This is a genomic window from Pseudomonas sp. S10E 269, from assembly GCF_002798465.1.
GTDB classification, from domain to species: Bacteria; Pseudomonadota; Gammaproteobacteria; order Pseudomonadales; family Pseudomonadaceae; genus Aquipseudomonas; species Aquipseudomonas pergaminensis.
The window spans coordinates 5,571,438-5,595,006 of sequence record NZ_PHIJ01000001.1 but is presented as its reverse complement, the minus strand read 5'-3'; the positions used below and the strand labels follow the sequence as shown (position 1 = coordinate 5,595,006).

22 protein-coding genes and 1 pseudogene are annotated in these 23,569 nt (G+C 62.8%); 12 read left to right on the top strand and 11 right to left on the bottom strand.

The annotated features are described in order from the left end of the window. Window positions 1-43: 43 nt before the first annotated feature. Window positions 44-1,042 carry a succinylglutamate desuccinylase/aspartoacylase family protein gene (locus CWC48_RS26000; RefSeq protein ID WP_100490673.1) on the top strand — a complete coding sequence of 333 codons (999 nt, stop codon included), beginning with the start codon at window positions 44-46 and terminating at the stop codon, window positions 1,040-1,042. Here CWC48_RS26000 and CWC48_RS25995 read toward each other — a convergent pair. Next, window positions 1,004-1,861, bottom strand: coding sequence for an AraC family transcriptional regulator (locus CWC48_RS25995; RefSeq protein WP_100490672.1), 858 nt, complete (start codon window positions 1,859-1,861; stop codon window positions 1,004-1,006). The two genes, CWC48_RS26000 and CWC48_RS25995, sit on opposite strands and share 39 nt — an antisense overlap. A 143-nt stretch (window positions 1,862-2,004) precedes the next feature. Between CWC48_RS25995 and CWC48_RS25990 the strand changes: the two genes are divergently transcribed. Next, window positions 2,005-2,805 (top strand): alpha/beta fold hydrolase, encoded by an 801-nt coding sequence (locus tag CWC48_RS25990; protein WP_078048443.1) that lies wholly within the window; start codon window positions 2,005-2,007, stop codon window positions 2,803-2,805. A gap of 151 nt (window positions 2,806-2,956) precedes the next feature. Here the strand turns inward: CWC48_RS25990 and CWC48_RS25985 are convergent, their stop codons facing one another. Continuing rightward, a complete protein-coding gene (locus tag CWC48_RS25985) occupies window positions 2,957-3,745 on the bottom strand; it encodes an aldolase (protein ID WP_100490671.1) in 789 nt (262 codons plus the stop codon). Between the two features lie 3 nt (window positions 3,746-3,748). After that, complete coding sequence (locus tag CWC48_RS25980; RefSeq protein WP_100490670.1) at window positions 3,749-4,453, bottom strand: HAD-IA family hydrolase; 705 nt, start codon at window positions 4,451-4,453, stop codon at window positions 3,749-3,751. A 115-nt stretch (window positions 4,454-4,568) separates the two neighbouring features. On the opposite strand from CWC48_RS25980, the gene CWC48_RS25975 reads away from it, so the two are divergent. Beyond that, the gene (locus CWC48_RS25975) at window positions 4,569-5,414 is read left to right on the top strand and encodes a LysR family transcriptional regulator (RefSeq protein WP_100490669.1); all 846 of its coding nucleotides are present in this window, start codon (window positions 4,569-4,571) and stop codon (window positions 5,412-5,414) included. On the opposite strand, the gene CWC48_RS25970 is transcribed toward CWC48_RS25975, so the two are convergent. Genes CWC48_RS25970 through CWC48_RS25960 form a run of 3 tightly spaced genes read right to left on the bottom strand, consistent with a single transcriptional unit; the run spans window position 5,400 to window position 8,344 of the window. Further along, window positions 5,400-6,629, bottom strand: a complete 1,230-nt coding sequence (locus CWC48_RS25970) for an EAL domain-containing response regulator (RefSeq protein WP_100490668.1) — start codon at window positions 6,627-6,629, stop codon at window positions 5,400-5,402. The two genes, CWC48_RS25975 and CWC48_RS25970, sit on opposite strands and share 15 nt — an antisense overlap. Before the next feature lie 9 nt (window positions 6,630-6,638). Further along, window positions 6,639-7,022, bottom strand: coding sequence for a response regulator (locus CWC48_RS25965; RefSeq protein ID WP_078048448.1), 384 nt, complete (start codon window positions 7,020-7,022; stop codon window positions 6,639-6,641). Next, the gene (locus CWC48_RS25960) at window positions 7,007-8,344 is read right to left on the bottom strand and encodes a HAMP domain-containing sensor histidine kinase (RefSeq protein ID WP_100490667.1); all 1,338 of its coding nucleotides are present in this window, start codon (window positions 8,342-8,344) and stop codon (window positions 7,007-7,009) included. Before CWC48_RS25960 ends, CWC48_RS25965 begins: the two co-directional genes overlap by 16 nt. A 324-nt stretch (window positions 8,345-8,668) precedes the next feature. Between CWC48_RS25960 and CWC48_RS25955 the strand changes: the two genes are divergently transcribed. From CWC48_RS25955 to xylB, 5 genes are read left to right on the top strand one after another with little or no spacing between them, the layout of a single operon-like run. Beyond that, complete coding sequence (locus tag CWC48_RS25955; protein ID WP_078048450.1) at window positions 8,669-10,201, top strand: sugar ABC transporter ATP-binding protein; 1,533 nt, start codon at window positions 8,669-8,671, stop codon at window positions 10,199-10,201. After that, a complete protein-coding gene (locus CWC48_RS25950) occupies window positions 10,194-11,171 on the top strand; it encodes a hypothetical protein (RefSeq protein ID WP_095016223.1) in 978 nt (325 codons plus the stop codon). Before CWC48_RS25955 ends, CWC48_RS25950 begins: the two co-directional genes overlap by 8 nt. A gap of 34 nt (window positions 11,172-11,205) precedes the next feature. Continuing rightward, the gene (locus tag CWC48_RS25945) at window positions 11,206-12,138 is read left to right on the top strand and encodes an ABC transporter substrate-binding protein (protein WP_100490666.1); all 933 of its coding nucleotides are present in this window, start codon (window positions 11,206-11,208) and stop codon (window positions 12,136-12,138) included. Window positions 12,139-12,159: 21 nt separating this feature from the next. Continuing rightward, entirely contained in the window at window positions 12,160-13,161 is a 1,002-nt protein-coding gene (locus CWC48_RS25940) for a LacI family DNA-binding transcriptional regulator (protein WP_078048453.1), read from the top strand. A gap of 7 nt (window positions 13,162-13,168) precedes the next feature. Further along, a complete protein-coding gene (gene xylB / locus CWC48_RS25935) occupies window positions 13,169-14,629 on the top strand; it encodes a xylulokinase (RefSeq protein ID WP_100490665.1) in 1,461 nt (486 codons plus the stop codon). Between the two features lie 717 nt (window positions 14,630-15,346). Here xylB and CWC48_RS25930 read toward each other — a convergent pair. Both CWC48_RS25930 and CWC48_RS25925 read right to left on the bottom strand, forming a co-directional pair. Continuing rightward, window positions 15,347-16,198 (bottom strand): NmrA family NAD(P)-binding protein, encoded by an 852-nt coding sequence (locus CWC48_RS25930; protein WP_100490664.1) that lies wholly within the window; start codon window positions 16,196-16,198, stop codon window positions 15,347-15,349. Between the two features lie 96 nt (window positions 16,199-16,294). Then, window positions 16,295-16,738 (bottom strand): Lrp/AsnC family transcriptional regulator, encoded by a 444-nt coding sequence (locus CWC48_RS25925; protein WP_078048456.1) that lies wholly within the window; start codon window positions 16,736-16,738, stop codon window positions 16,295-16,297. Between the two features lie 109 nt (window positions 16,739-16,847). On the opposite strand from CWC48_RS25925, the gene CWC48_RS25920 reads away from it, so the two are divergent. Continuing rightward, on the top strand, window positions 16,848-17,750 hold the full coding sequence (locus CWC48_RS25920) for a DMT family transporter (RefSeq protein WP_100490663.1): 903 nt from the start codon (window positions 16,848-16,850) through the stop codon (window positions 17,748-17,750). On the opposite strand, the gene CWC48_RS25915 is transcribed toward CWC48_RS25920, so the two are convergent. The 3 genes from CWC48_RS25915 to fabF all read right to left on the bottom strand — a co-directional run bounded on the left by CWC48_RS25915 (window position 17,728) and on the right by fabF (window position 21,492). Then, entirely contained in the window at window positions 17,728-19,707 is a 1,980-nt protein-coding gene (locus tag CWC48_RS25915; protein WP_100490662.1) for a U32 family peptidase, read from the bottom strand. The genes CWC48_RS25920 and CWC48_RS25915 overlap by 23 nt on opposite strands. 70 nt (window positions 19,708-19,777) lie before the next feature. Further along, window positions 19,778-20,158: a RidA family protein gene (locus CWC48_RS25910; protein WP_028616142.1), complete on the bottom strand. Its 381-nt coding sequence runs from the start codon at window positions 20,156-20,158 to the stop codon at window positions 19,778-19,780. 65 nt (window positions 20,159-20,223) lie between these two features. Continuing rightward, window positions 20,224-21,492, bottom strand: a complete 1,269-nt coding sequence (gene fabF, locus CWC48_RS25905) for a beta-ketoacyl-ACP synthase II (protein WP_100490661.1) — start codon at window positions 21,490-21,492, stop codon at window positions 20,224-20,226. A gap of 107 nt (window positions 21,493-21,599) precedes the next feature. Between fabF and CWC48_RS25900 the strand changes: the two genes are divergently transcribed. The 3 genes and pseudogenes from CWC48_RS25900 (at window position 21,600) to CWC48_RS30980 (ending at window position 23,558) form a co-directional block, all read left to right on the top strand. Beyond that, complete coding sequence (locus CWC48_RS25900; protein WP_099492046.1) at window positions 21,600-22,088, top strand: helix-turn-helix domain-containing protein; 489 nt, start codon at window positions 21,600-21,602, stop codon at window positions 22,086-22,088. 114 nt (window positions 22,089-22,202) lie between these two features. Then, a pseudogene (locus CWC48_RS30985) lies at window positions 22,203-22,970 on the top strand (PAS domain-containing protein); the annotation flags it as partial. Between the two features lie 3 nt (window positions 22,971-22,973). Next, complete coding sequence (locus CWC48_RS30980; protein WP_370737450.1) at window positions 22,974-23,558, top strand: methyl-accepting chemotaxis protein; 585 nt, start codon at window positions 22,974-22,976, stop codon at window positions 23,556-23,558. Window positions 23,559-23,569: the final 11 nt, after the last annotated feature.

Below are 23,569 nucleotides of genomic sequence, written 5' to 3'. Positions count from 1 at the left end.
GTGTTCAATCTCTACCGATTAATTGATGAGAGGAGGGCAAGGCATGGCAAAAGACCTTTCGTGGCAGGAAACCGGCGACGCCGGCAATGCGCTGCACGTCGGCGCCTGGCGTTTCGACGGTGACGGCAGCGGGCCCAGGGTGCACCTGCAAGCGGGTGTGCATGCGGATGAAATCGCCGGCATGTTGGTCCTGCATCAGTTGTTGCCGCGCTTGCAGGAGTGTCAGGACCAAGGCCGCCTGAAGGGCAGTGTCACGGTGGTGCCCCAGGCCAACCCATTTGGTATCGGCCAGTTCCGTCAGGGCCGTTTGCTTGGGCGTTTCCATGAAGCCACCGGGCAGAATTTCAACCGTGCCTTCGACCATTCCCTGGCCATGGAACGCCCAGCCAGCAACCTGGCGCAGTGGCAGAAACGCCTGGTGCAACTGGCCGTCGAGGCCGACCTGGTACTGGACCTGCACACCGATGACGAGGCGTTGCCGTACCTCTACATCCATCGCAGCTTCTGGCCCGACCAAGGCCTGGCGCTGGCGGCGGCGTTGCAGGTGGACCTGGTGATTGTGTGGGACGAGGGCGGCGATGGCTCCTTTGAAGAAACCATCATCAACCACGCATCGCCGCAACTGGCGGCCACCCTGGAGCTGCGCGGGCAAGCAGACGTCAGCGACGCCCTGGCGCAACAGGACGCCGCTGGCCTGTGGGCCTGGTTGTGCATCAATGGCGTGATCGATGAGGTGGCGAGCATCGCCGAATGGCCAGGCGACGTGGTCGACATGGGCTGCATGGAAACCCTTCTCGCGCCCTGTGCCGGGGTGCTGGTGTTCGAGAAAGGCTTGGGTGATTACGTCGAAGAAGGCCAGCGTTTTGCGCGCATCATTGGCCGCCCCGGTGACCCCGCTTCGGAAGTGACCCTGCACGCAGCCCAGGCCGGGCGCATGGTCACCGCCCACCGCGAACGCCTGGTAGCCCAGGGCGCGGTGGTCGCCAAGTTCACCGGCACGCGCTTATCCGAAAGCTACAGCGGCGGCGTGCTCGACCCGTAGCGGCGCCTGCGAATGCAGCCATTCACGCGGGCTGGTGCCGATCTTGCGCCGAAACGCACGGGCCAGCGCCGAGGGGCTTTCGTAGCCGACTTCATCGGCAATCAGGGCGATGGGCCGGCCTTCACGCAGGCGTTTCTGCGCCAGGCTCACGCGCCAGCTCAGTACATAGTCGGCTGGGGTCTGGCCGACTACCTTATGGAAATGCGCGGCAAAACTGGCGCGGGACATGTTCGATTCCGCTGCCATTTCCTGCACGGTCCACGGGCGTTCGGGATGGTTGTGCAGCAGGGTCATGGCCCGCGCCAGGCGCAGGTCCGCCAGGCCCGACATCATGCCGGTGGTCATGCTGTGATAGGCCATCATGTGGCGCAGGAACTGGATCACCATCAGCTCGAACAAGCGGTTCATCACCGCCTCGCGGCCACAGTGTTCGGCAAAGGCTTCACTGAACAGCCAGTCCAGCGTACCGGCGATCATCGGGATCTGCTTGAGCGGCATCACGATGGTGTCGGTCAGCGCTACGGACAACGGGTTATCCAACCCACCGTCAAAACGCAGGGACGCCGCCACCACCTGGGCACGGTCAGCCTTGGTCGCCAGCAGGCGATGGGGCAGGGGACGCGGCACCAGCACCAGGCTGGGCTCGGGAATACGCAGGGTGGCGTCGGGCATTTCCAGGCTGGCCTGGCCGTCCTTGAGCAGATAGACCCGGCCCCGCTGCTGCACGTCGCGGGTGTCGAGGGCGCCGTGCAGGGGCCCACTATGAAAGGTATCGGCACCGATGCCGAAGTGCACCAGCAGTGTGGACAAACGATCCATGACTCACCTGAATTGAAAAAGCGACCTTGTTTAGACGATCTGCGCCATATCGTCGACTATTAGCCTCCATTTGTAAAACATGCTTCGGCATCATGGCCTCACGTTCAACGCCTTGAGCGCCAACCCCAACGGAGCAAACGTCCATGAAAACCTTCAAGTTCTCCCGCGTCGCCGCCGCCCTGATCACCGGTGCACTCGCCCTGGGTGCCAGCACCGCCAGCTTTGCCGCCCCGCAAAAAGCCACGGTGGTGCTGGTGCACGGCGCGTTCGCCGATGCATCCAGCTGGAACGGCGTGATCGCCGGTCTCAAGGCCGAGGGCTACCCGGTAGTCGCTGTGGCCAACCCGCTGCGCAGCGTCAAGACCGACTCGGACTATGTGGCCGACATCGTCGAACACACCCCGGGCCCGGTGATTCTGGTCGGCCACTCCTACGGTGGCTCGGTCATCACCAACGCCGTGCATGGCAGCAACAAGGTCAAGGCCCTGGTCTACGTGGCCGCCTTCGCCCCTGAAAAAGGCGAAACCGCGTTCGAACTGTCCGGCCGCTACCCCGGCGGCACCCTGGGCCCGACCCTGGACAAACCCGTGGTCTCCAAGGACGGCGTGACCGACCTGTACATCCAGCAAGACAAATTCAATAGCCAGTTCGCCGCCGACGTGGCAGCCAAGGACGCCCAACTGATGGCCGCCGGCCAACGCCCGATCACCGAGGCTGCCCTCAAGGAACCGTCCGGCGACCCGGCCTGGAAAACCGTACCGTCCTACTTCATATACGGTTCAGCCGACAAAAATATTCCCGAGGCCGCGCTTAAATTCATGGCCGACCGCGCGGGCTCCAAGGAAACCGTGGATGTGAAAGGTGCGTCGCACGTGGTGATGGTGTCGAACCCGGCGCGGGTGGTAGCGATCATTAACGACGCGGCCAAGGCCAACGCGCAATAACCCATCACTGTAGGCGCTGGCTTGCCGGTGATGCAGGCGGCACGGTGCAACAGGCAGACCGAGTCGATGCCATCGCAGGCCAGCCAGCGCCTACATTTGAACCGAGAACGGCTTGCCATATCGGTTGCTGCCTAACGGATAGGTACCCAGTTCACTGATCAAACCGCGACCCCATCCCCCTCAACCGCCGCATGGCACTGTCCAAATGCGCCCGCGCACTCGCCGGATCACCCTCACGCATCTGCTCATACGCCACCTGCGCCACCGCCGGGTCAATCGGCTTGAGCGCCTGCCCACTGGCCATGGCCTTCAATTGCACTTCAGCCGCGCGCTCCAGGTAGTACAAATCATCCCAAGCCTCGGCAATATTCGGCGCAGCCACCATCACCCCATGATTCTTCAAGAACAGAATATCGGCATCGCCCAACGCCGCCGCAATGCGCTGGCCCTCGCGGTTATCCAGGGCCAAGCCGTTGTAGGCCTCATCCACTGCCGTGCGCCCATAAAACTTCAACGCCGTCTGCCCCAGCCACAGCAAGGGCGGCCCTTGCAGCAGGCACAGCGCGGTGGCGTTGGGCATATGGGTATGAAAGGCGGCCTTGATGCGCGGCTGGCATTGATGCAACGGGGCATGGATATAAAACGCCGTGGCTTCCGGCGTGCCATCGCCGTCGATCACATTGCCGGCAAAATCACACACCAACAGACGGGATGCCGTGATTTCCTCGAACGCATAGCCGAACGGGTTGACGAAAAACAAGTCGTCATGCCCCGGCACCGTCGCCGAAAAGTGATTGCAGATACCTTCTTCCATGCCATGCAGCGCCGCCAGTTGCAGGCACGCGGCAAGCTCCACCCGCGCGTCGATGGCGGCAGGCGTGTCGAGGTTGAAGCGCCCGGCACGCGGGCCCAGGGAGGAGGGCGTGAACGTATGGGCCATGGTTCACCACCCCAGGGACTTGAACAGTTCGGGCACGCCGTCGAGGGTCGGCAAGATGGCATCCGGGGTGTAATCGGCGAGCAATTGCCGGCCGGTGCCCCGGTCGATCCACACGCAACGAAACCCCATGTCCCGCGCGGCGGCGTGGTCCAGGTGCGGGCTGGCGCAGATGTGCACCACCTGGTCGAGGGTCACGCCGAGCTGCCCATGGGCATGGTCGAACAGGCGACGGTCGGGCTTGTAGGCCCCCGCCTGCTGGGCGGTGATGACCCGGTCGATATGGCCACCCAATTGCGCCACATTGCCGGCGATCACGTCATCGTCGGTGTTGGAGACAATGCACAGCTTGTAGCCTAGCGCCTTGAGCTGCTTGAGGGTATCTACTACCTCTGGAAACGGAGGCATGGCACTGATGCTGTCGGTGAGGATCGCACCGTCCTGCGCGTTGGCCGGCAGGCCCAGTTCCTCCAAGGCCAACTGCAAGCCCAGGCCGGCGAGGGTGCGGAAATTACGGTGCGGTGGGGTTTGCTCCAGGGCGTGTTCGTGGTGGTCGTAGACGCTGATCAGGGTTTCAGGGTCGACCTGATGCCCGCCTTTTTCATCGAGGATCCGGTCGACGGCGGCGCGCAGGCCTTCATCCCATTGGATCAGGGTGCCGTAGCAATCAAACGTCAGCCACAGCGGGCGAGGGGAGTGTTCGAGCGGCATGGGGCACCTTTAACAAAGAGTGGGCGAGCGCTTGAGCATAGGAAACCTGGTGGTCAGTTGGAAATTAAATTAACCTCTGTATCACAGTTGAATTATCGATATGTAGGTCGCCGCCATGTTTGATCTCGAACTCCTGCACACCCTGGTCTGCGTGGTGGATGAAGGCAGTTTCACGCGTGCCGCCGAGCGCGTACACCGCACCCAATCCACCGTGAGCCAGCAGATTCGCAAGCTCGAAGAAAGCGTCGGGCAAGTGCTGTTGGTGCGCGACCGCTCGGGCCAGCAAGTCAGCGCCACCGAGCACGGCGAGTTGCTGACCCATTACGCGCGGCGCCTGTTGAACCTGTCCCGGGAAGCCCGCGACGCCCTGAACACCGAGGCCAGCGTGGTGGCGGTACGCCTGGGCGTGCCCGAGGATTTTGATGCGACGCGCATGGCGTCGGTGCTCTCGGGTTTTGTCCGCGCACGCCCCGAAGCGCGCCTGGAGACGGTCAGCGGCATGAGCACCGACCTGCGCCGGCAGCTGGACAGTGGTGAAATCGACATCGCCTTGGTCAAGCGCGAAGCCGGCAGCGGCGAATGCCATGCCAGTTGGCCGGAGCCGCTGGTGTGGGTGTGCGGCCAAAGCCAGGACCTGCAGGCCGAAACCTTGCCCCTGGCACTGTTCCCCCAAGGCTGCATCTACCGCCAGCGTGCCATCCGCACCCTCGACAAGGCCCGGCGCAGTTGGCGCGTGGCGTTTGGCAGCCATAGCCTCACCGGCATCCAGGCCGCGGTCACGTCCGGATTGGGGATCAGCATCCTGCCGAAAAGCGCCGTGCTGCCCAGCCACCGGATCTGCACGGAGCTGCCGCCGATACTGCCCTCGGAATTGGCGCTGGTCAGCGGTGCGGAGCGGTTGAGTGCGACCCACCGAGGGTTGATCGAGTGTTTGCGCGAAGACATTTCAAAGACTCTCTAACCGCTCCAGCAACAGGCGCTCCAAGGTGTCCGCCGGCAACGGCCGACTGAACAGATACCCCTGGATCTGATCACAGCCGGCCTCTTTCAAGAACGCCAGTTGTGCCTGGGTTTCCACGCCTTCGGCCACCACCCGCAGGTTGAGGCTGTGGGCCAGTTCTATGATGGTGCGGGTAATCGCCGCGTCCTGGGGGTTGCTGGTGACTTCGCGGATAAACGCGATGTCGATCTTCAACGTGTCGATGGGAAACCGCCGCAGGTACGCCAGGCTCGAATAGCCGGTGCCGAAGTCATCGATGGAGATCTTCACACCCATGGCGTGCAGGCGTTGCAGGCTGGCGATGGTGTGCTGGGTGTTTTCCATCAGCGAGCCTTCGGTCAGCTCCACTTCCAGCCAATGCGGCTCGACCCCGGTTTGCGCCAGGGTGTGGGCGATATCGGCAATCAGGTCGCCTTCGATCAATTGATGGCCGGAGACGTTCACCGAGACTTCCACCGCACCGATGGCGCCGCGTTGCCATTCGGCAATCTGCTGGCAGACCTGTTCGATCACCCAGCGCCCCACGGGCACGATCAAGCCGATGTTTTCCAGGATCGGCACAAACACCGCCGGGGACACCGCGCCGTAGTCCGGCCTTTCCCAGCGCAGCAGCGCCTCCAGCGCGCATATGCGGCCAGTGGCAACCTCGACCTTGGGCTGGTAATGCACGGTGAATTCCTCACGCTCGACCGCCAGGCGCAAGGCGTTTTCCAGGTCCTGGCGGGCCAGGTCATGCACATTCATGCCGGTTTGCTGTGGCTTGAGTTCGCGTGAAGGGTCCGCGCGATCGCCGCGCGCCTTGAGCCGTAACAGGTTGCGCACCCGCAGCCACAACTCGACACGCTCCACCGGTTTGCTGATGAATTCCTCGGCACCGGCCTCCAGCCCGCTGACCCTGGCGCTCGGTTCACTGAGGGCCGACAGCATGATGATCGGTATGCCCGCCGTGGTTTCATCGCCTTTGAGCTGGCTGGCGACTTCGTAGCCGTCCATGCCCGGCATCATGATGTCCAGCAGGATCAGGTCGGGTGGCCGCTGCGCCACCAACTGCAGGGCCTCTTCACCACTGCCGGCGGTCAGGGTCTGGTAGCCCTCGTGTTGCAGCAGGGTTTCCAGCAGCTTGCGCACCTGGGGTTCATCATCAACGATCAACAGCGTTGCGGGTTGGCTGGCCATGGAGAGGACTCATAGGAGAGGGCGGATGGACTGTTGCAGCAAGGTATCGATCACCTGATACAGCTCTTTGTAGCGCAGTGGCTTGATGATGTACGCGTCGCAACCGGCGAGCCGGGTTTTTTCGCGGTCTTCTTTCATCGCCATGGCCGTCAGGGCGATGACCGGGATGTGCGCGGTGAGTGGGTCGCGCTTGAGCAGGGCGGTGGCGGCCAGGCCGTCCATGCCCGGCAGCTGGATGTCCATCAGGATCAGCGCCGGTTGCTGTTCGCGGGCCAGGGTCAGGCCGGTCTCGGCATCGGGCGCCCACAGTACGCTGTGACCCGCATTCACCAGCAACAGGCGCGCCAGGCGCATGTTGGCTTCATTGTCTTCAACGATCAGGATGTTGGCCATTCGGCCTCCAGGGCGCGGTGCAGCGGCAGCCAGACCACAAACCGTGCGCCCTGGCCTTCGCGGCTGGCCACGGCGACGCTGCCGCCATGCAGGTCGGTCAGGCGCTTGACCATTGCCAGCCCCAGCCCCGTGCCTTCGAATTTGCGTGCCAGGCTGCTGTCGATTTGGCTGAACGCCTTGAACAGCTTGTCCATATCGTCTTCGGCAATGCCGATCCCGGTGTCGCTGACGCTCAGCTCAAGGAATTGTCGATGGGGGCCGGCGGGCAACTCAAAGGTGTACACCGGCCAGTCGCCGGGGATCTGCCCGACCTGTTCGCGGGTTACCTGGCGCACGGTCAGGGTCACTGAGCTGCCGTGCTCGCTGAACTTCACGGCGTTGGCCAGCAGGTTGTAGACGATCTGCTTGGTCTTGCGCAGGTCCAGCGCCAGGCAACCGAGGTCCTCGGGGCTTTCCAGCTTCAATTGGATGCGTTGCAGGGCTGCCTTTTCGCGCACGATCAGCAGGCTGTTGGCCAATAATCCCGCCAGTTCCACCGCTTCCAGCTCCAGCGCCATCATCCCGGCCTCGACCTTGGACAGGTCGAGGATGTCATTGATCAACGACAGCAGGTGCTGGCCACTGGTGAAGATGTCGCCGATGTATTCGCGCTGGGTCTCGCTCATGTCGCCAACCAGGCCGTCCTTGAGCGCCTCGGAAAAACCGATCACCGCATTCAAGGGGGTGCGCAGCTCGTGGGACATGGTCGCGAGGAACTCGGACTTCATGTGGCTGGCGTGCTCCAGCTCCAGGTTCTTTTCTTCCAGCGCGCGCTCGAAGCCCTTGCGCTCGGCTTCCTCCTGCTTGCGCGCGGTATTGTCGGTGCCGATCAGCAGGTAGCCGATGATGGTGTCATGCCGGTTGCGCAGGGCGGTCACCGAGACCATCGCCGACAGGCGACTGCCGTCCTTGCGGATGTAGGTCAGCTCGTAGATGTCTTCAATGCCCCGGGAGGCCTTGAATACCAATGCCTCGAAACCCGGCGTGATCGGCGTGTCCAGCTCCAGGCTGAGGGCAGCGGCGCGGGTGATCAGTTCGACAGGGTCGGAGATGTCGGCAGGGGTGATGCGGTTGACCACGTCGGCGGCGGCATAGCCAAGCATGCGTTCGGCGCCGACGTTGAAAATCTGGATCACGCCTTTCTCGTCGGTGGCGATGCTGGAGAAGTAGGCGCTGTTGAAAATCGCGTCTTGCAGGGCGCCGGTCTTGAGCAGGGTTTTCTGCCGTTTGAATTCGACGATTTTTTCAGCACGCGACTGCGGTTCGGGTAACGGTGTGTCCATCGCTTGGGCGTTCCGTGACGTTCAGGCCCGCCGTCGTCATTGGGCGAGGGCGCAGAGCATGCTCACAGAAGATCGCTTGGGGGCGATGAGGAGGAGATGAGGTGCTTGGACAATAGCAGAGATTGTGGCGTTTTGATGGCGGGGTGCGGGTTATTTCCCTCCGAACGGATATCTGCGTGCAAATAATCAGGGTTTTCGGAGTTACGCTGGATGAAACGTTTCATCTAGCGATAAATGGTCAACGCAAGCGCTTGCGTAATGAAATGTTTCTACATTAGAGTCGGGCCACGCAATGACAAAAATAATAAAACCAGGAGCTCATTCATGAGCCTTGAACCCTTGCTTGAGATGCAGGGCATCAGCAAAACCTTCAACGGTTTGCGCGTGCTCAAGACAGTCGGCCTGAAGGTCTACCCCGGCGAAATCCATGCCTTGATGGGGGAGAACGGCGCCGGCAAATCGACGTTGATGAAGATCCTCTCCGGCGCCTACCAAGCCGACCCCGGTGGTGAAATCCGCATTGCCGGCCAGCTCATCCCCACCTTCGACCCCGCCACCGCCAAAGCCCTCGGCATTGCCGTGATCTACCAGGAATTGAGCCTGTGCCCGAACCTGAGCGTGGCCGAGAACATCTACCTGGGCCGCGAACTGCGGCGCGGCTGGACCATCGACCGCAAGGGCATGGAAGCCGGTTGCGTCGAAGTGCTGCAGCGCCTGGGTGCGGAGTTCACCCCGGCAACGCGGGTCAGCAGCCTGTCGATCGCTGAGCGCCAACTGGTGGAAATCGCCCGCGCCTTGCATGCCCACGCCAAGATCCTGGTGATGGACGAACCCACCACGCCCTTGTCATCCCGCGAGACCGACCGTTTGTTCGCGTTGATCAAGCAGTTGCGCAGCCAGGGCCTGGCGATCATCTATATCAGCCATCGCATGGCCGAGATCTATGAGTTGTCCGACCGTGTGTCGGTGCTGCGTGACGGCCAATACATCGGCGAACTGACCCGCGAGGCGCTGTCGGCCGAAGTGCTGGTGAAAATGATGGTGGGCCGCGACCTGTCCGGTTTCTACAAGAAGGAACACGCCGCCTATAACCCCGGCAACGTGGTAATGCGCGTGCGCGACATGGCCGATGGCAAGCGCGTACGACACTGCAGTTTCGACTTGCATGCCGGTGAAGTGTTGGGCATTGCCGGGCTGGTCGGGGCAGGGCGCACCGAACTCGCGCGCCTGATCTTTGCCGCCGACCCGCGCACCTCGGGCAGCCTGGAAGTGGTCGGCAAGCACGTCACGCACTTGCGCACGCCGGCAGATGCGATTCGCGCCGGCGTCGTCTACCTCACCGAAGACCGCAAGGCCCAGGGCCTGTTCCTGGACATGAGCGTGGCGGACAACATCAATGTCTGCGCCTGTGTACCGGATGCTTATGCCGGCGGTGTGCTGGATCGCGGGCATGCCGCGCAGCGCGCCACCGACGCGATCAAGTCGCTGTCGATTCGGGTGGCCTCGGGCAAGGTCAATGTGGGTGCCTTGTCCGGTGGCAACCAGCAGAAGGTGCTGTTGGCCCGGCTGCTGGAGGTCAAGCCGCACGTGTTGATCCTCGACGAGCCCACACGCGGCGTCGACATCGGCTCCAAGTCCGAGATCTACCGCATCATCAATCAACTGGCCCAGGCCGGCGTCGGCATCGTGGTGATCTCCAGCGAGCTGCCGGAGATCATCGGCACCTGCGACCGCGTGCTGATCATGCGCGAAGGCCAGTTGGTGGCTGAAGTCGGCGGCGCGTCAGGCCAGGTTATTTCCCAGGAACGCATTATTGACCTCGCCACCGGTGGCGATCAGGTGGTTGCCCATGGCTGAGTTGACTATTGCAACAACAGGTAAGGCTGAACGCGCACGCGAGTTGATGCGCACGGTGGGCATGCTGCCGGTGCTGATCCTGCTGCTGGTGGGCTTTGCCCTGGCCAGCGAGAACTTCCTGACGGTGCAAAACCTGTCGATCATCACCCAGCAGGCCTCGGTGAACGTGGTGCTGGCGGCCGGGATGACTTTTGTGATCCTCACGGCGGGTATCGACCTGTCGGTGGGCGCGATCCTCGCGGCCTCGGCCGTGGTCGCGCTGCAGGCCTCGATGTCGCCGCAGTTCGGCATGTTCGGGATTGCTGCCGGTATTGGCTTTGGCTTGCTGCTGGGCTTGGTTAACGGTGGGTTGATCGCTTTCATGCGCCTGCCGCCGTTTATTGTCACCCTCGGCGCGCTGACGGCCATGCGTGGTCTGGCGCGGCTATTGGCGGATGACAAAACCGTATTCAACCCGGACCTGCCGTTTGCCTTTATCGGCAATGACTCGGTACTCGGCGTGCCCTGGCTGGTGATCATTGCCGTGGCGGTGGTGGCGCTGTCGTGGTTCATCCTGCGCCGAACAGTGATGGGCGTGCAGATCTACTCGGTGGGCGGCAACCCGGAAGCGGCGCGCTTGTCTGGGATCAAGGTGTGGAAAGTGCTGCTGTTCGTCTATGCCATGTCCGGTGCGCTGGCCGGGTTGGGCGCGGTGATGAGCGCGTCGCGGCTGTTTGCTGCCAATGGCCTGCAACTGGGGCAATCCTACGAGCTGGATGCGATTGCCGCGGTGATCCTTGGCGGCACCAGTTTTACCGGCGGCGTCGGCACCATCGGTGGCACGTTGATTGGTGCGCTGATCATCGCAGTGCTGACCAACGGCCTGGTGCTGTTGGGTGTGTCGGATATCTGGCAATACATCATCAAGGGCATCGTGATCATTGGCGCAGTGGCGCTGGATCGTTATCGCCAGTCCGGTGCGCGGACCTGAGTTCACTCCTACAACAATCACAAGAGAGACCCGCATGAACCTTAAACGTATCTTTCCCGTCATTGCCTTGGCTGCCTTGATGTCCCAAGCCGTCGAAGCCCGTGAGTTGAAGGCCCTCGGCATCAGCATGGGCTCGCTGGGCAACCCGTATTTCGTGACCCTGGCCGACGGCGCCACCGCCCGCGCCAAAGAGTTGAACCCCAGCGTCAAGGTCACCTCGGTGTCGGCCGACTATGACCTGAGCAAGCAGTTTTCGCAGATCGATAACTTCATCTCGTCCAAGGTCGACCTGATCCTGATCAACGCCGTCGACCCGTCTGCCATGGCCTCGGCGATCAAGAAAGCCCGTGACGCCGGCATCGTCGTGGTGGCCGTGGATGTGGACGCCAAGGGCGTCAACGCCACCGTGCAGACCGACAACGTCGAGGCCGGCAAGCTGGCGTGCCAGTACCTGGTGGACAAGCTTTCCGGCAAGGGCAATGTGATCATCCAGAACGGCCCGCAAGTCACCGCCGTGACCGACCGCGTCAAAGGCTGCAAGGCCGCGCTGGCCGCCGCGCCGGATATCAAGGTGCTGTCCGATGACCAGGACGGCAAAGGCTCCCGCGAAGGCGGACTGAACGTGATGCAGGGCTACCTCACCCGCTTCCCGAAAATCGATGGCCTGTTCGCGATCAACGACCCGCAAGCCATCGGCAGCGACCTGGCGGCCAAGCAGCTTAAGCGCAGCGGCATCATCATCACTTCGGTGGACGGCGCACCGGACATCGAGAACGCGCTGAAAACCGACTCGCAGATCCAGGCATCGTCCAGCCAGGACCCGTGGGCGATGGCGCAGACCGCAGTGAATGTGGGCAATGACATTCTCAACGACAAAGCCCCGGCCGAAGCGGTTACCCTGCTTACGCCAAAATTGATTACCCGTGACAACGTTGCGACGTACAGCGGTTGGTCGAGTAAACATTGATCTAGCCAGAGGAACAGCGTCGTGGTCACCATGGATGACGTGGCAAGCAGGGCGGGGGTGTCGACGTCGACGGTGTCCCACGTGTTGAACGGCACCCGCAAGGTCAGCCCGGCCACGGTGCAAGCGGTGCAGCAAGCGATCCAGGCATTGGGCTACATCCCCAACACCCTGGCGCGCTCGCTGGCCCGTTCGAGCACCAGCACGATTGGCGTGGCGATTTCGGCGCTGTCCAACCATTACTTCAGCGAGACGGTGCACGCGATTGAAACCGAGTGCGCCAAGCACGGCTACATGATGCTGTTTGTCGACACCCACGACGACCCGGTGCAGGAGCTGCGGGTGGTCACGGCGCTGCACCATCGGCGGGTGGACGGAATCTTGCTCGCACCGTCCACCGGCTCCAGCGCGCTGGAGTACCTGCGGGCCAACGAGGTGCCCACGGTGCTGGTGGACCGCATGATGAGCGAGCAATTCGATCAGGTCGGGGTGGAGAACACACAGTCCACCCAGGCCCTGGTCACGCACCTGATTGAACACGGTCACCGGCGCATCGGCTTTATTGCCGGGCGAGCGGGGCTGGGGACTACCGATGAGCGCGTCGCCGGTTACCGTGCAGCATTAGCGGCGGCGGGCCTGGCGTTTGACCCGCAGTTGCTGGTCAACGGTGGCTCCAGCAGTGAGCCGGCACATGCGGCTACGCGGCAGTTGCTGGCCTTGACGGCGCCGCCCACGGCGATCATGGCGGGCAATAACCTGATGACACTTGGCGCCATGCATGCCCTGCGCGATGCGCGGATAGACGTGCCGGCGCAGATGGCGCTGGTGGGGTTTGATGATTTTGACTGGGCGGACTTTTTCGTGCCGCGCCTGACCTTGATCGCGCAGCCGGTCCAGGCCCTTGGCGCCCAGGCCGTGAACCTGCTGTTGCAACGCATGGCCTTGCCCGGCGCGCCGACCCACAGCGTGCGCCTGGCGCCGAGCCTGCAAGTGCGTAATTCATGTGGCTGTATTGGATTGGAATGACCCACGTATGAGCAACCCCGTATCCCTCGGCATCGACCTCGGCACCTCGGAACTCAAGGCCATCCTCATGGACCTCGACGGTACGGTGTTGGCCCATGCCGGCGTGCGCCTGAATGTATCGCGGCGCCACAGCGGCTGGTCCGAGCAGGCACCGCAAGACTGGTGGCAGGCGTGCGTGCAGGCGCTGGCCGAATTGCGCGGGCACGAGGCGTTTACCCGCGTGGCCTGCATTGGCCTGTCCGGGCAGATGCACGGCGCAGTATTGTTGGACGCGGATAACCGCGTGTTATACCCGGCCATCTTGTGGGACGACTCCCGTGCCATCGCCGAGGCCGAGCAGTTGGGCGCAGGCTTTGCCGACGTCACCGGCAGCCTGCCCATGGCCGGCCTGACCGCGCCGAAGCTGCTATGGCTGCAACAGCATGAGCCAGAGGTGTTCAAGGCCATCGATTGCGTGCTGTCGCCCAAGGACTATCTGCGGTTGTGCCTGAGTGGCGAGCGCATCAGTGAGATGTCCGATGCAGCCGGCACCTTGTGGCTGGATGTGGCCCGGCGTGAATGGTTCGCCCCCCTGTTGCGCGCCACGGGCCTCTCGCCCGCGCAGATGCCCCGGCTGGTCGAAGGCGGCGCCGCAAGTGCCGTGCTGACGGCGCAGGGGTTAGGCTTGCCGCCCTCGGTGGTCATCGCTGGCGGCGGTGGTGATAACCCGGTGGCGGCGGTCGGTATCGGTGCGATCAATGCGGGGGATGGATTTATCACCCTTGGCACCAGCGCGGCCATTGTGGCCATCACCGACCACGCTGCCGGCAACCCGGCGAGCGCGGTGCACAGCTTCTGCCATGCCTTGCCCAACCGCTGGTACACCATGGGCGCCATGCTGGCCGGCGCCAGTTGCCTACGCTGGGTCACGCGGCTGACAGGCACCCTGGACGAGCAGACATTGCTGGACCAGGTGCAGACGCAATTACCGATAGAACAGACCGTGCCGCTCAGTACACCCTTGTTCCTACCGTACCTGGCCGGTGAACGCACACCCCATAACGACCCGCTGCTGCGCGGTGGCTTCATGGGCCTGGGCCACGACTGCACACCCGCGATGCTCGGTTATGCCGTCATGGAAGGCGTGGGGTTCGGCCTGCTGGACGCGTTGCGCGCCGTGCAATCGGCCGGCGCCGACGTGGGCGCGTGCGCACTGGTGGGCGGTGGTGCGCGCAGCGGGTATTGGGCGCAGTTGCTGGCGAATATCCTGCAACGCGAAATCTTCACCCTGCACGGCAGTGAACTGAGCGCCTGCATTGGCGCCGCGAAGCTCGGGTTTTTAGCGATTGACCAAGGAGAGGCTCTGGTGCAAGCGGGGATGCCAGTGAAGGCGCGGTACCTGCCGGACGCCAGGCAGCAAGCCGTGTTGGAAGCGCGCTACGGCAAATTCCAAGGGCTGCTGGCCGCAGCCAAGGCACTGCACGACTGAGCAAGGAGGCTTTACAGGCGGGCTTGCCTGCGATGGCATCTCCACAACGAAACCACGATGCGAAGCGAGCCGCTCTTGATGTTGCTCTTGATCTGCTTTTGATGTGCTTTTGATCTAAAGCGCCCCATCAAACACGCTGGCCGGAATCTGACAGGGATTTGGGGGGTAAACCGGCAGGGATGCCGGTTTAGCCGCCCCGCGCCATGGATGGCGCGTGGCGGTGGCCCCCCAAATACCTGTCGGATTACGGGCACACCGAGCCTAGGCGAGGTGCCGAGTGTTGGGGCAAGAGCCTTTTGCTTACTTTTGGGCTTTTCAAAAGTGAGCCGCTGTAAGAGCGGAACCATAAGCAGCCGTTACCCAAATAACGGATATGTACACCGCACCACCGCCTTCGCAGGCAAGCCAGCTCCCACATTTTGGATCGCGGGGGTAACAGTTAGATTGTGGTGGCTGACAGGCCGCTTTCGCAGGCAAGCCAGCTCCCACATTTTGGATTGCGGGGGTGACAGTTAGATTGTGGCGGCTGTCAGGCCGCTTTCGCAGGCAAGCCAGCTCCCACATTTTGGATTGCGGGGGTGACAGTTAGATTGTGGCGGCTGTCAGGCCGCTTTCGCAGGCAAGCCAGCTCCCACATTTTTGGATCGTGGGGGTGACAGTTAGATTGTGGTGGCTGACAGGCCGCCAGCGGGCTTAAGTCCAACACCCTACCCAGGACTATGCAGACACCAGTCCACCCAAGACAGTCAACAGCGTCGTATTGCCCTTGAGCACCTGGCCATGCTCAAAACAAATCCACCCCTCATTGAACCCATCCACCATGCGCATACGTGGCATCGGGTTCTGCGCACCTTGCGAACGCAGCAGGGTTTCCCAGGTATCACGCGCGACCACCTCGGCGCGAACGTCGCGGCCCAGCAATTGCGCCAGGGTAAACGCGATATCGTTCGGGCTCACCCATTGGCCCTCAAGCTCCACCACACGGTGACCGGCCCAATCCTGTTGCAATAACTGCGCAGCCACCGTGCCGATATCCGCCGTGGCGACCATTGGCACAGCCTTGTCCAGCGGTTGCAGGAAGCTGTGGATCACCCCGGTTTCACGGGCGCTTGTCACGTCGTACAGCGCGTTCTCCATGAACCAGGCCGGGCGCAGGAAGGTCACGGGGATGTCGAGGGTGCCCAGGGCGTGCTCCATCAAGGTCCGCTGGGTCAGCAGGTTGAGCGGCTCGGCCTGGGCACCGATGGTCGACAGGCACAGCACCTTCTGCGGCGCGGCGGCCTGCAGGGCCTGGGTGACCGCACTGATCACAGCGCGGGCTTCGGGAAAGCCGGGCTGAGGGTCGAAGCCGGGTGGCGGCAAGATGAATACCCCGGTCGCACCCTTGAACGCGGCGGTCAGCGCCTGGGCGTCTTCCATGTGGGCGAATACCACTTCGCAACCCTGGTCAGCCCAGTAGGCCGCCTTGCCCGCATCGCGCACCACGGCGCGAACGGGCTGGCCTGCCTTGATCAGATTGTGCGCCAGGGCGCCGCCGACTTTGCCTGTGATTCCGGTAATGACATACATGAGCTGCTCACCTGTTGGTCCAAAGAGTGGAGCCAGGATAAAGACCGCCCAGTGGTGACAGAATACCTATTCAGGCATTGCGCTGATGACTCGAAATCACGAATCCCCCAGGGGCGGCAAGCGCCGTTTCACCGGGGTTTTCTTGACGATGGCCGTGTTGGTTTCGGCATAGGCGTTCAGTTTATCGAGCAGGCTGTCCAGGTGATCCATGGTGCGCACATGCAGGCGCGCGATAAAGCAGTCGTCACCGGTGACTTTGTCGCACTCAGTGAATTCCGGGATCGCCTGGATCTGCCGCTCCACCTCATGCAATTTGCCGGGCAATGGGCGGATGCGCACGATGGCCTGGAGCAGATAGCCGAAATGCTTGGGGTCGATGTCGACGGTGTAATGGGTCAACACGCCGCGCTCTTCAAGGCGGCGCAGGCGTTCGCCGACACTGGGTGAGGACAGCCCGGTAATCCCGGCCAAGGCCTTCAGGGACAGGCGCGAGTCGTCCATCAAAGCCGCGATCAGTTGCTGGTCGATGGTGTCAATCATGGTGTTCACCTAATAAGTAAAGGCAACCCTGGCCTTTGGCCTTTTTTAGTCGCTGGAGCCGGTCCCAAGCAGATTGCCATAATTGAGCCTCACTTGAGGAGCCTCATACATGGACACATCCATCCGTCGCGGGTCGTGGGAAATGATCGCCGCCATGCTGATCTCGGGCACCATTGGCTGGTTTGTACTGGTGTCAGGCGTGTCGGTGATCGAAGTGGTGTTCTGGCGCTGCGTGATCGGCGGGCTGACGCTGTTGCTGGTCTGCGCGTTGCTCGGTTACCTGCGCCTGGACCTGCTCAGTTGGGCCAAGCTGGGCCTGGCGATGCTCAGTGGCGTGGCGATTGTCGGCAACTGGTTGCTGCTGTTCGAATCCTATTCGCGCGCATCTATTGCTATCAGCACGGCGGTGTACAACGTGCAGCCGTTCATGCTGGTGATGCTGGCGGCGGTGTTCCTGGGTGAAAAGATCACCGTGCAGAAACTGGCGTGGCTGAGCGTGGCGTTCCTGGGAATGTTGGCGATTGTGACTGCCCATGGCGATCAACAGACCGGCGACGATTACCTCACAGGCATCGCGTTGGCGTTGGGCGCAGCCTTCCTGTATGCGATTGCGGCGCTGATCATCAAGCGTCTGAAAGCAGTGCCGCCACATTTGATGGCGTTGATCCAGGTGACCACCGGCGCACTGTTACTCGCGCCGCTGGTGCCGTGGAATAGCCTGCCGGTCACGACCAATGCCTGGGCGGCACTGGTGACGCTCGGCGTGGTGCATACCGGCCTGATGTATGTCTTGCTGTACGGCGCGATCCAGAAGTTGCCGACAGCCCTGACCGGCGCGCTGTCGTTTATCTACCCGATTGCGGCGATCTTCGTCGATTGGATCGCCTTCGGGCATCGCCTTGGCTGGCTGCAATGGCTGGGGGTGGTGGCGATCCTGCTGGCGGCCGCCGGGTTGCAGCGGGGCTGGTGGTGGCCCCGCTCCCAGCGTGTCAGTGCGTACCCTGGAAAATGATGTTTTCCGGGTTGAAATGCTCCACCACGCTGCCCGGCTGCGGCAGGCCGAGGATATGCCCCTTGATTTTGCCCACCACGTGCATCTCGCAGGGTTTGCAGTCGAACTTCAGGGTCAGCACTTCATCGCCGTGGATCAACTGCATCGGCGCGACCTTGGTCTTCACGCCCGTGACCCCCTTGGCCTGTTTAGGGCACAGGTTGAACGAGAAGCGCAGGCAGTGCTTGGTGATCATCACCGGGACTTCGCCGGTTTCTTCGTGGGCTTCGAAGGCAGCGTCGATCAGCTTCACCCCGTGACGGTGGTAGAAGTCGCGGGCTTTCTGGTTGTAGACGTTGGCCAGGAACGACAGGTGCGCGTCCGGGTAGACCGGCGGCGGCGAAGTCTCGGCCTTGCGGCCACCGCGTGGGTGAGCGGCGACGCGGGCAGCGGTCAGCGCCTCGATCACTTCGCGGCGCAGGGCCTTGAGCTGTGAGTTGGGGATGAAGAACGCCTGTGGCGCATCCAGCTGGATATGGGTCGCGTGGTACTCGGTGGTGCCCAGTTGGCCGAGCAAGTCGCGCAGGGTGTCCAGCGCCTGTTCCGGCTTGTTGGCCACGCCGAACGGGCCGGGCAGGGTGATGCTGGCGCTGATGCCTTCTTCGCTGGTGGCGGTGACGTCCAACTGCGCTTCGCGCAGACGTGCTGTCCAGGTCAGGCCGATACGGCGCTCGGATGAGGTCTTGAGCAGCGCCTGTTGCCAGTTGTGGTCCAGGTTACGGTTCAGCGGGTGGTTCGGGCGCAGTTGATGCAAGCCCGCCGGCATTTCATTCGGCTCGACGCGGTAGCGGTAGCGCTTCTCGCCGTCTTCCTCGAACTCGCCTTTAGGCTCGGCGATATTGGCGCGGAAACCCACCACTTCACGCTTGACCAGCACGTTGAGGCCATCGCCGTTGGACAGCGGCTCATGGGTGACCACCTGCAGGTCGCGCTTGCCGGCTTTTTCCACCACACCCACCGGCAGGCCGGTGAAGGTCGGGGTGTCGAAGGCGCCGATGTCGACCTTGCGGTCAGTCACGAAATAATCGGTGCTGCCACGGTGGAAGGTCTTTTCCGGGTCGGGCAGGAAGAAGTGCGCGGTGCGCCCGCTGGAAGCGCGGGCCAGGTCCGGGCGGTCTTCAAGGATCTCGTCGAGGCGCTGGCGGTAATAGGCGGTGATGTTCTTCACATAGCCCATGTCCTTGTAGCGGCCTTCGATCTTGAACGAGCGCACCCCGGCTTCGACCAGCGCGCGAATGTTGGCGCTCTGGTTGTTGTCTTTCATCGACAGCAGGTGCTTTTCAAAGGCCACGACGCGACCTTGATCGTCTTTGAGCGTGTACGGCAGGCGGCAGGCCTGGGAGCAGTCGCCACGGTTGGCGCTGCGGCCGTTCTGCGCGTGGGAGATGTTGCACTGCCCCGAGAACGCCACGCACAGGGCGCCGTGGATGAAGAATTCGATGGCGGCATCGGTTTCGTCGGCGATGGCACGGATCTCTTGCAGGTTCAGCTCACGGGCCAATACCAACTGCGAGAAACCGGCCTGGTCGAGAAACTTGGCGCGGCCCAGGGTACGAATGTCGGTCTGGGTGCTGGCGTGCAGCTCGATGGGCGGGATATCCAGTTCCATCACGCCCAGGTCCTGCACGATCAACGCGTCGACGCCGGCGTCGTAGAGCTGATGGATCAGCTTGCGCGCGGGTTCCAGTTCGTTGTCATGCAAGATGGTGTTGATCGTGGTGAACACGCGCGCGTGGTAACGGCGGGCGAATTCCACCAGTTGAGCGATGTCGCTCACATCGTTGCAGGCGTTATGGCGCGCGCCGAAGCTCGGGCCGCCGATGTACACGGCGTCGGCGCCATGCAGGATAGCCTCGCGCGCGATGGCGACATCGCGGGCAGGGCTGAGCAATTCCAGGTGATGCTTGGGCAAGGACATAGTTTTTTTAGTCAGGCTTGTCACGGTTGAGGCGCGCATTGTAGCTGTGAAATGCCTGACCGGCACCCACTCAGGCCTGAGCGGCCATCGCGGTGACTTCCACGCGCATACCATCGACCGCCAACGCCGCCACGCCAACTGCCGCGCGCACGGGCCAGGGCTTGGCGAAGAAGCGTTTGTAGACCTCGTTAAAGGCAGCGCGGTCGGCCATGTCGGTCAGATAAATGGTCAGGTGCATCACCCGGTCCATGGAGCTGCCGGCCTTTTCCAGGGCGACTTTCAGGGCTTGCAGGGTGCATTCGCTTTGCAGGGTGATGTCGCCCAGTTCCAGGCTGCCATCGGCGCGGGTCGGAATCTGGGTGGACACCAGGATGCCGTTGAAGCCGATCACGTCCGAAGAGATCGAGTCGGCATCGGGGTCCGGGGTGTAGTGCAGGTCGTGGTTGGCCATGGGCGCCTCTCGTTGGCAGGTTCAGAAAGGCGCCCATGGTCCCCGAAAAATACCGCAGGGGCAAACTACGCCCAGCGGCGGAACAGCACGCTGGCATTCACGCCGCCAAAGCCGAAGCCGTTGGACAGCGCGTATTCAATGGGCATCGGCCGGGCTGCACCGCGCAGCAGGTCCAGGCCATCCGCAAGCGCGTCGGGGACTTCCAGGTTGAGGGTGACCGGGGCGACCTGATCGCGCAGGGCGAGTACGGTGAAGATGGCTTCGATACCGCCCGCAGCGCCCAACAGGTGACCGGTGGCGGATTTGGTCGAGCTGATCGCCGGGCTGCCGTTAGCGCCAAATACCGTCCTGATCGCCGCCAGTTCGCCTTTATCGCCCACTGGTGTGGAAGTAGCGTGAGCGTTCAAGTACTGCACCTGGTCGGCATCGATACCGGCCTGACGCAAAGCCTGCAGCATCGCGCGGCGTGCGCCGTCGCCGTCTTCCGGGCCGGCGGTCATGTGATAGGCGTCGGCGCTGGTGCCGTAACCCACCAATTCGGCAATCGGCTGTGCGCCGCGCGCCAGGGCGTGCTCCAGGTCTTCGATCACCAGGATGCCGGCGCCTTCGCCCATGACAAACCCGTCACGTGCCTGGTCGAATGGCCGCGAAGCCTGCGCCGGGCGGTCATTAAAGTCACTGGACAACGCCCGCGCCGCCGCAAACCCAGCCAGGCTGACGCGATGGATCGCCGCTTCGGCGCCCCCACACACCGCCACATCGACTTCACCGGCCCGAATCATCCGTGCCGCGTCACCAATCGCCTGCACGCCTGCCGCACACGCGGTCACCGGCGCGCCCAGCGGCCCCTTCAAACCGTAGTTGATCGACACATGCCCGGCGGCCATGTTGCTCAGGAAGGAGGGGATGGTGAACGGTGACAACCGCCGCGGGCCCTTGCTGTCGGTGGTGCGCACCGCATCGGCAATTGCCGGGAAGCCGCCGACGCCCGAGGCGATGATGGTGGCGGTGCGTTCCTGCGCTTCGGCGGTAACGGGTGCCCAGCCGGCCTGTTTCAAGGCTTCATCTGCCGCCGCCAGGGCGAACAGGATGAAGCGGTCCATCTTGCGCTGCTCCTTGGCCGCCAACAGCCGGTCGGGATCGAACCCGGCTTGCGGATCCTGCTGCACGCTTTGCACCTGGCCGCCGATGCTCACGGCCAGGTCTCCGATCAGTTCTTCCGGCAGGCGACGAATGCCCGACTGCCCGGCCAGCAGGCGTTGCCAGGTTGACTCCACGTCAGCGCCGAGCGGCGTCAGCGCGCCCATGCCTGTCACAACGATGCGTTTACTCATGATCAATCGACTCCGGTTGCGTTGAGGGAACAGACCCTATGGACGTCACTATCATCATGAAAGTAACATGGCATCACGTAAATAGGCACCGGCCCAAGGAAACGCCCATGCAACGCAAGTCCCTCACCCGCGACGAATGCCCCATCGCCCGCAGCCTCGACCGGGTAGGGGAGTGGTGGAGCATCCTGATCATGCGCGACGCGCTGCAGGGCCTGCGCCGCTTCGATGAGTTTTCCCGCAGCCTGGGCATCGCGCCCAATATGCTCACACGCCGCCTGAACGCGTTGGTGGAGGCCGGCATGCTGGAGCGCCAGGCCTACAGTGAGCGGCCACCGCGCTATGAATATGTGCCGACGGCAAAGGGCGAGGATTTCCGCATGGTGCTGATGTCGCTGGTGGCCTGGGGCAACCGGCATTACGCCGAGGAGGGCACCAGTGTGGAGTTGGTAGAGCGTGCGACAGGCACGCCCGTGCAGCCGATGTTGGCGCGTGCCGACGGCCAGCAAGTACCGCTTGATCAGTGCGTGTTGCAGGCCGGCCCGGCGGCGAGTGCCGGCATGCGCGAACGCCTGGCGTTGCTTGATGCAAAGCGCTGATCACGCAAGTATTTGACGCCAGAAAATAATCCTGAGAGGGCGCGTAAAGTCGCGTATTTCCCAGCCGATAGCGAGGTGAGACAGAGGGTTCTCCGCACGGCTGAGGGTACGTCCATGTTCAACACAGCACTCAAGACAGCACTGTCGGCCAGGACGGCCGAAGTCACCGAGTACAAAGGACTGATCGCCGCACTCGAACGCTCCATGGCCGTGGTCGAATTCGACCTGAACGGCAAGGTATTGCGGGCCAACGACAACTTCCTCAAGACCCTGGGTTACAACGCCAGTCAATTGGCCGGTAAATCCCACCGCGATTTTTGCCCGTCGGCGCTGACCGGCAGCCCGGCCTACAGCCAGTTCTGGAGTGATTTGAAGGCCGGCAAGTTTGTGTCCGGCACCTTCAAGCGCGTAGACAGCAACGGCAATACGATCTGGCTGGAGGCCAGTTACAACCCGGTGCTGGATGAGCGCGGCCAGGTATTGAAGGTGGTCAAGTACGCGCTGGACGTGACCAGCAAGGTCGAGCAGGAGGCCGCCACCCGCAGCAAACTCGCGGCCGTGGACCGGGCGATGGCGGTGATTGAGTTCGATTTGAGCGGCCAGGTACTCGACGCCAACGCGAACTTCCTCAACGTGATGGGCTACAGCCTGGCGGAAATCAAAGGCAAACAGCACCGCCTGTTTTGCGAGCCGGCGCTGATCAACAGCCATGAATACGCCGACTTCTGGCGGCGTTTGAACAACGGCGAATTCTTCACGGGCCAATTCAAGCGCCTGGGCAAGCATGGGCATGTGGTGTGGCTGGAGGCGAGCTACAACCCGGTGTATGACGGCGACGGCAAGCTGGTCAAGATCGTCAAATTCGCCAGCGACATCACCGAGCGCGTGGAAAAGTTCGAAGAGGACTCCCGTGGTGCGTCGCGGGCCTACCATATCTCCTCCGAAACCGAGCGTTTTGCCGAACATGGCACCCAGGTGATCCAGGAAACTGCCAGCGAAATGCGCCGCATCGCCGACAACATCGGCGCTTCTGCACGGCTGGTGGGGCAACTGGGCGATCGTTCCGAGCAGATCACCGCCATCGTCAACACCATTCGCGGGATCGCCGACCAGACCAACCTGTTGGCGCTCAATGCGGCGATCGAGGCAGCGCGCGCGGGGGATCAAGGGCGGGGCTTTGCGGTGGTGGCCGATGAGGTCCGGCAACTGGCCGGGCGCACCAGCCGCTCGACGGCGGAAATTGCCGAGATGATCGGCATGATCCTCTCGGAAACCCGTGACGCGGTGACCAGCATGAACGCCACCCAGGAAGGCGCGCAACGCGGCGTCAGCCTGGCTGATCAGGCCGGTTCGGTGATCCTGCAGATTCGCACCAGCACCAGTGACGCGGTGGAGGCAGTGAGCATGTTTGCGTCGAAGCTGGATGAGTCGGAAGTCATTCCCAAGACCGCAGTGGGTTGGGTGGGCTGATGTAGCCCAGT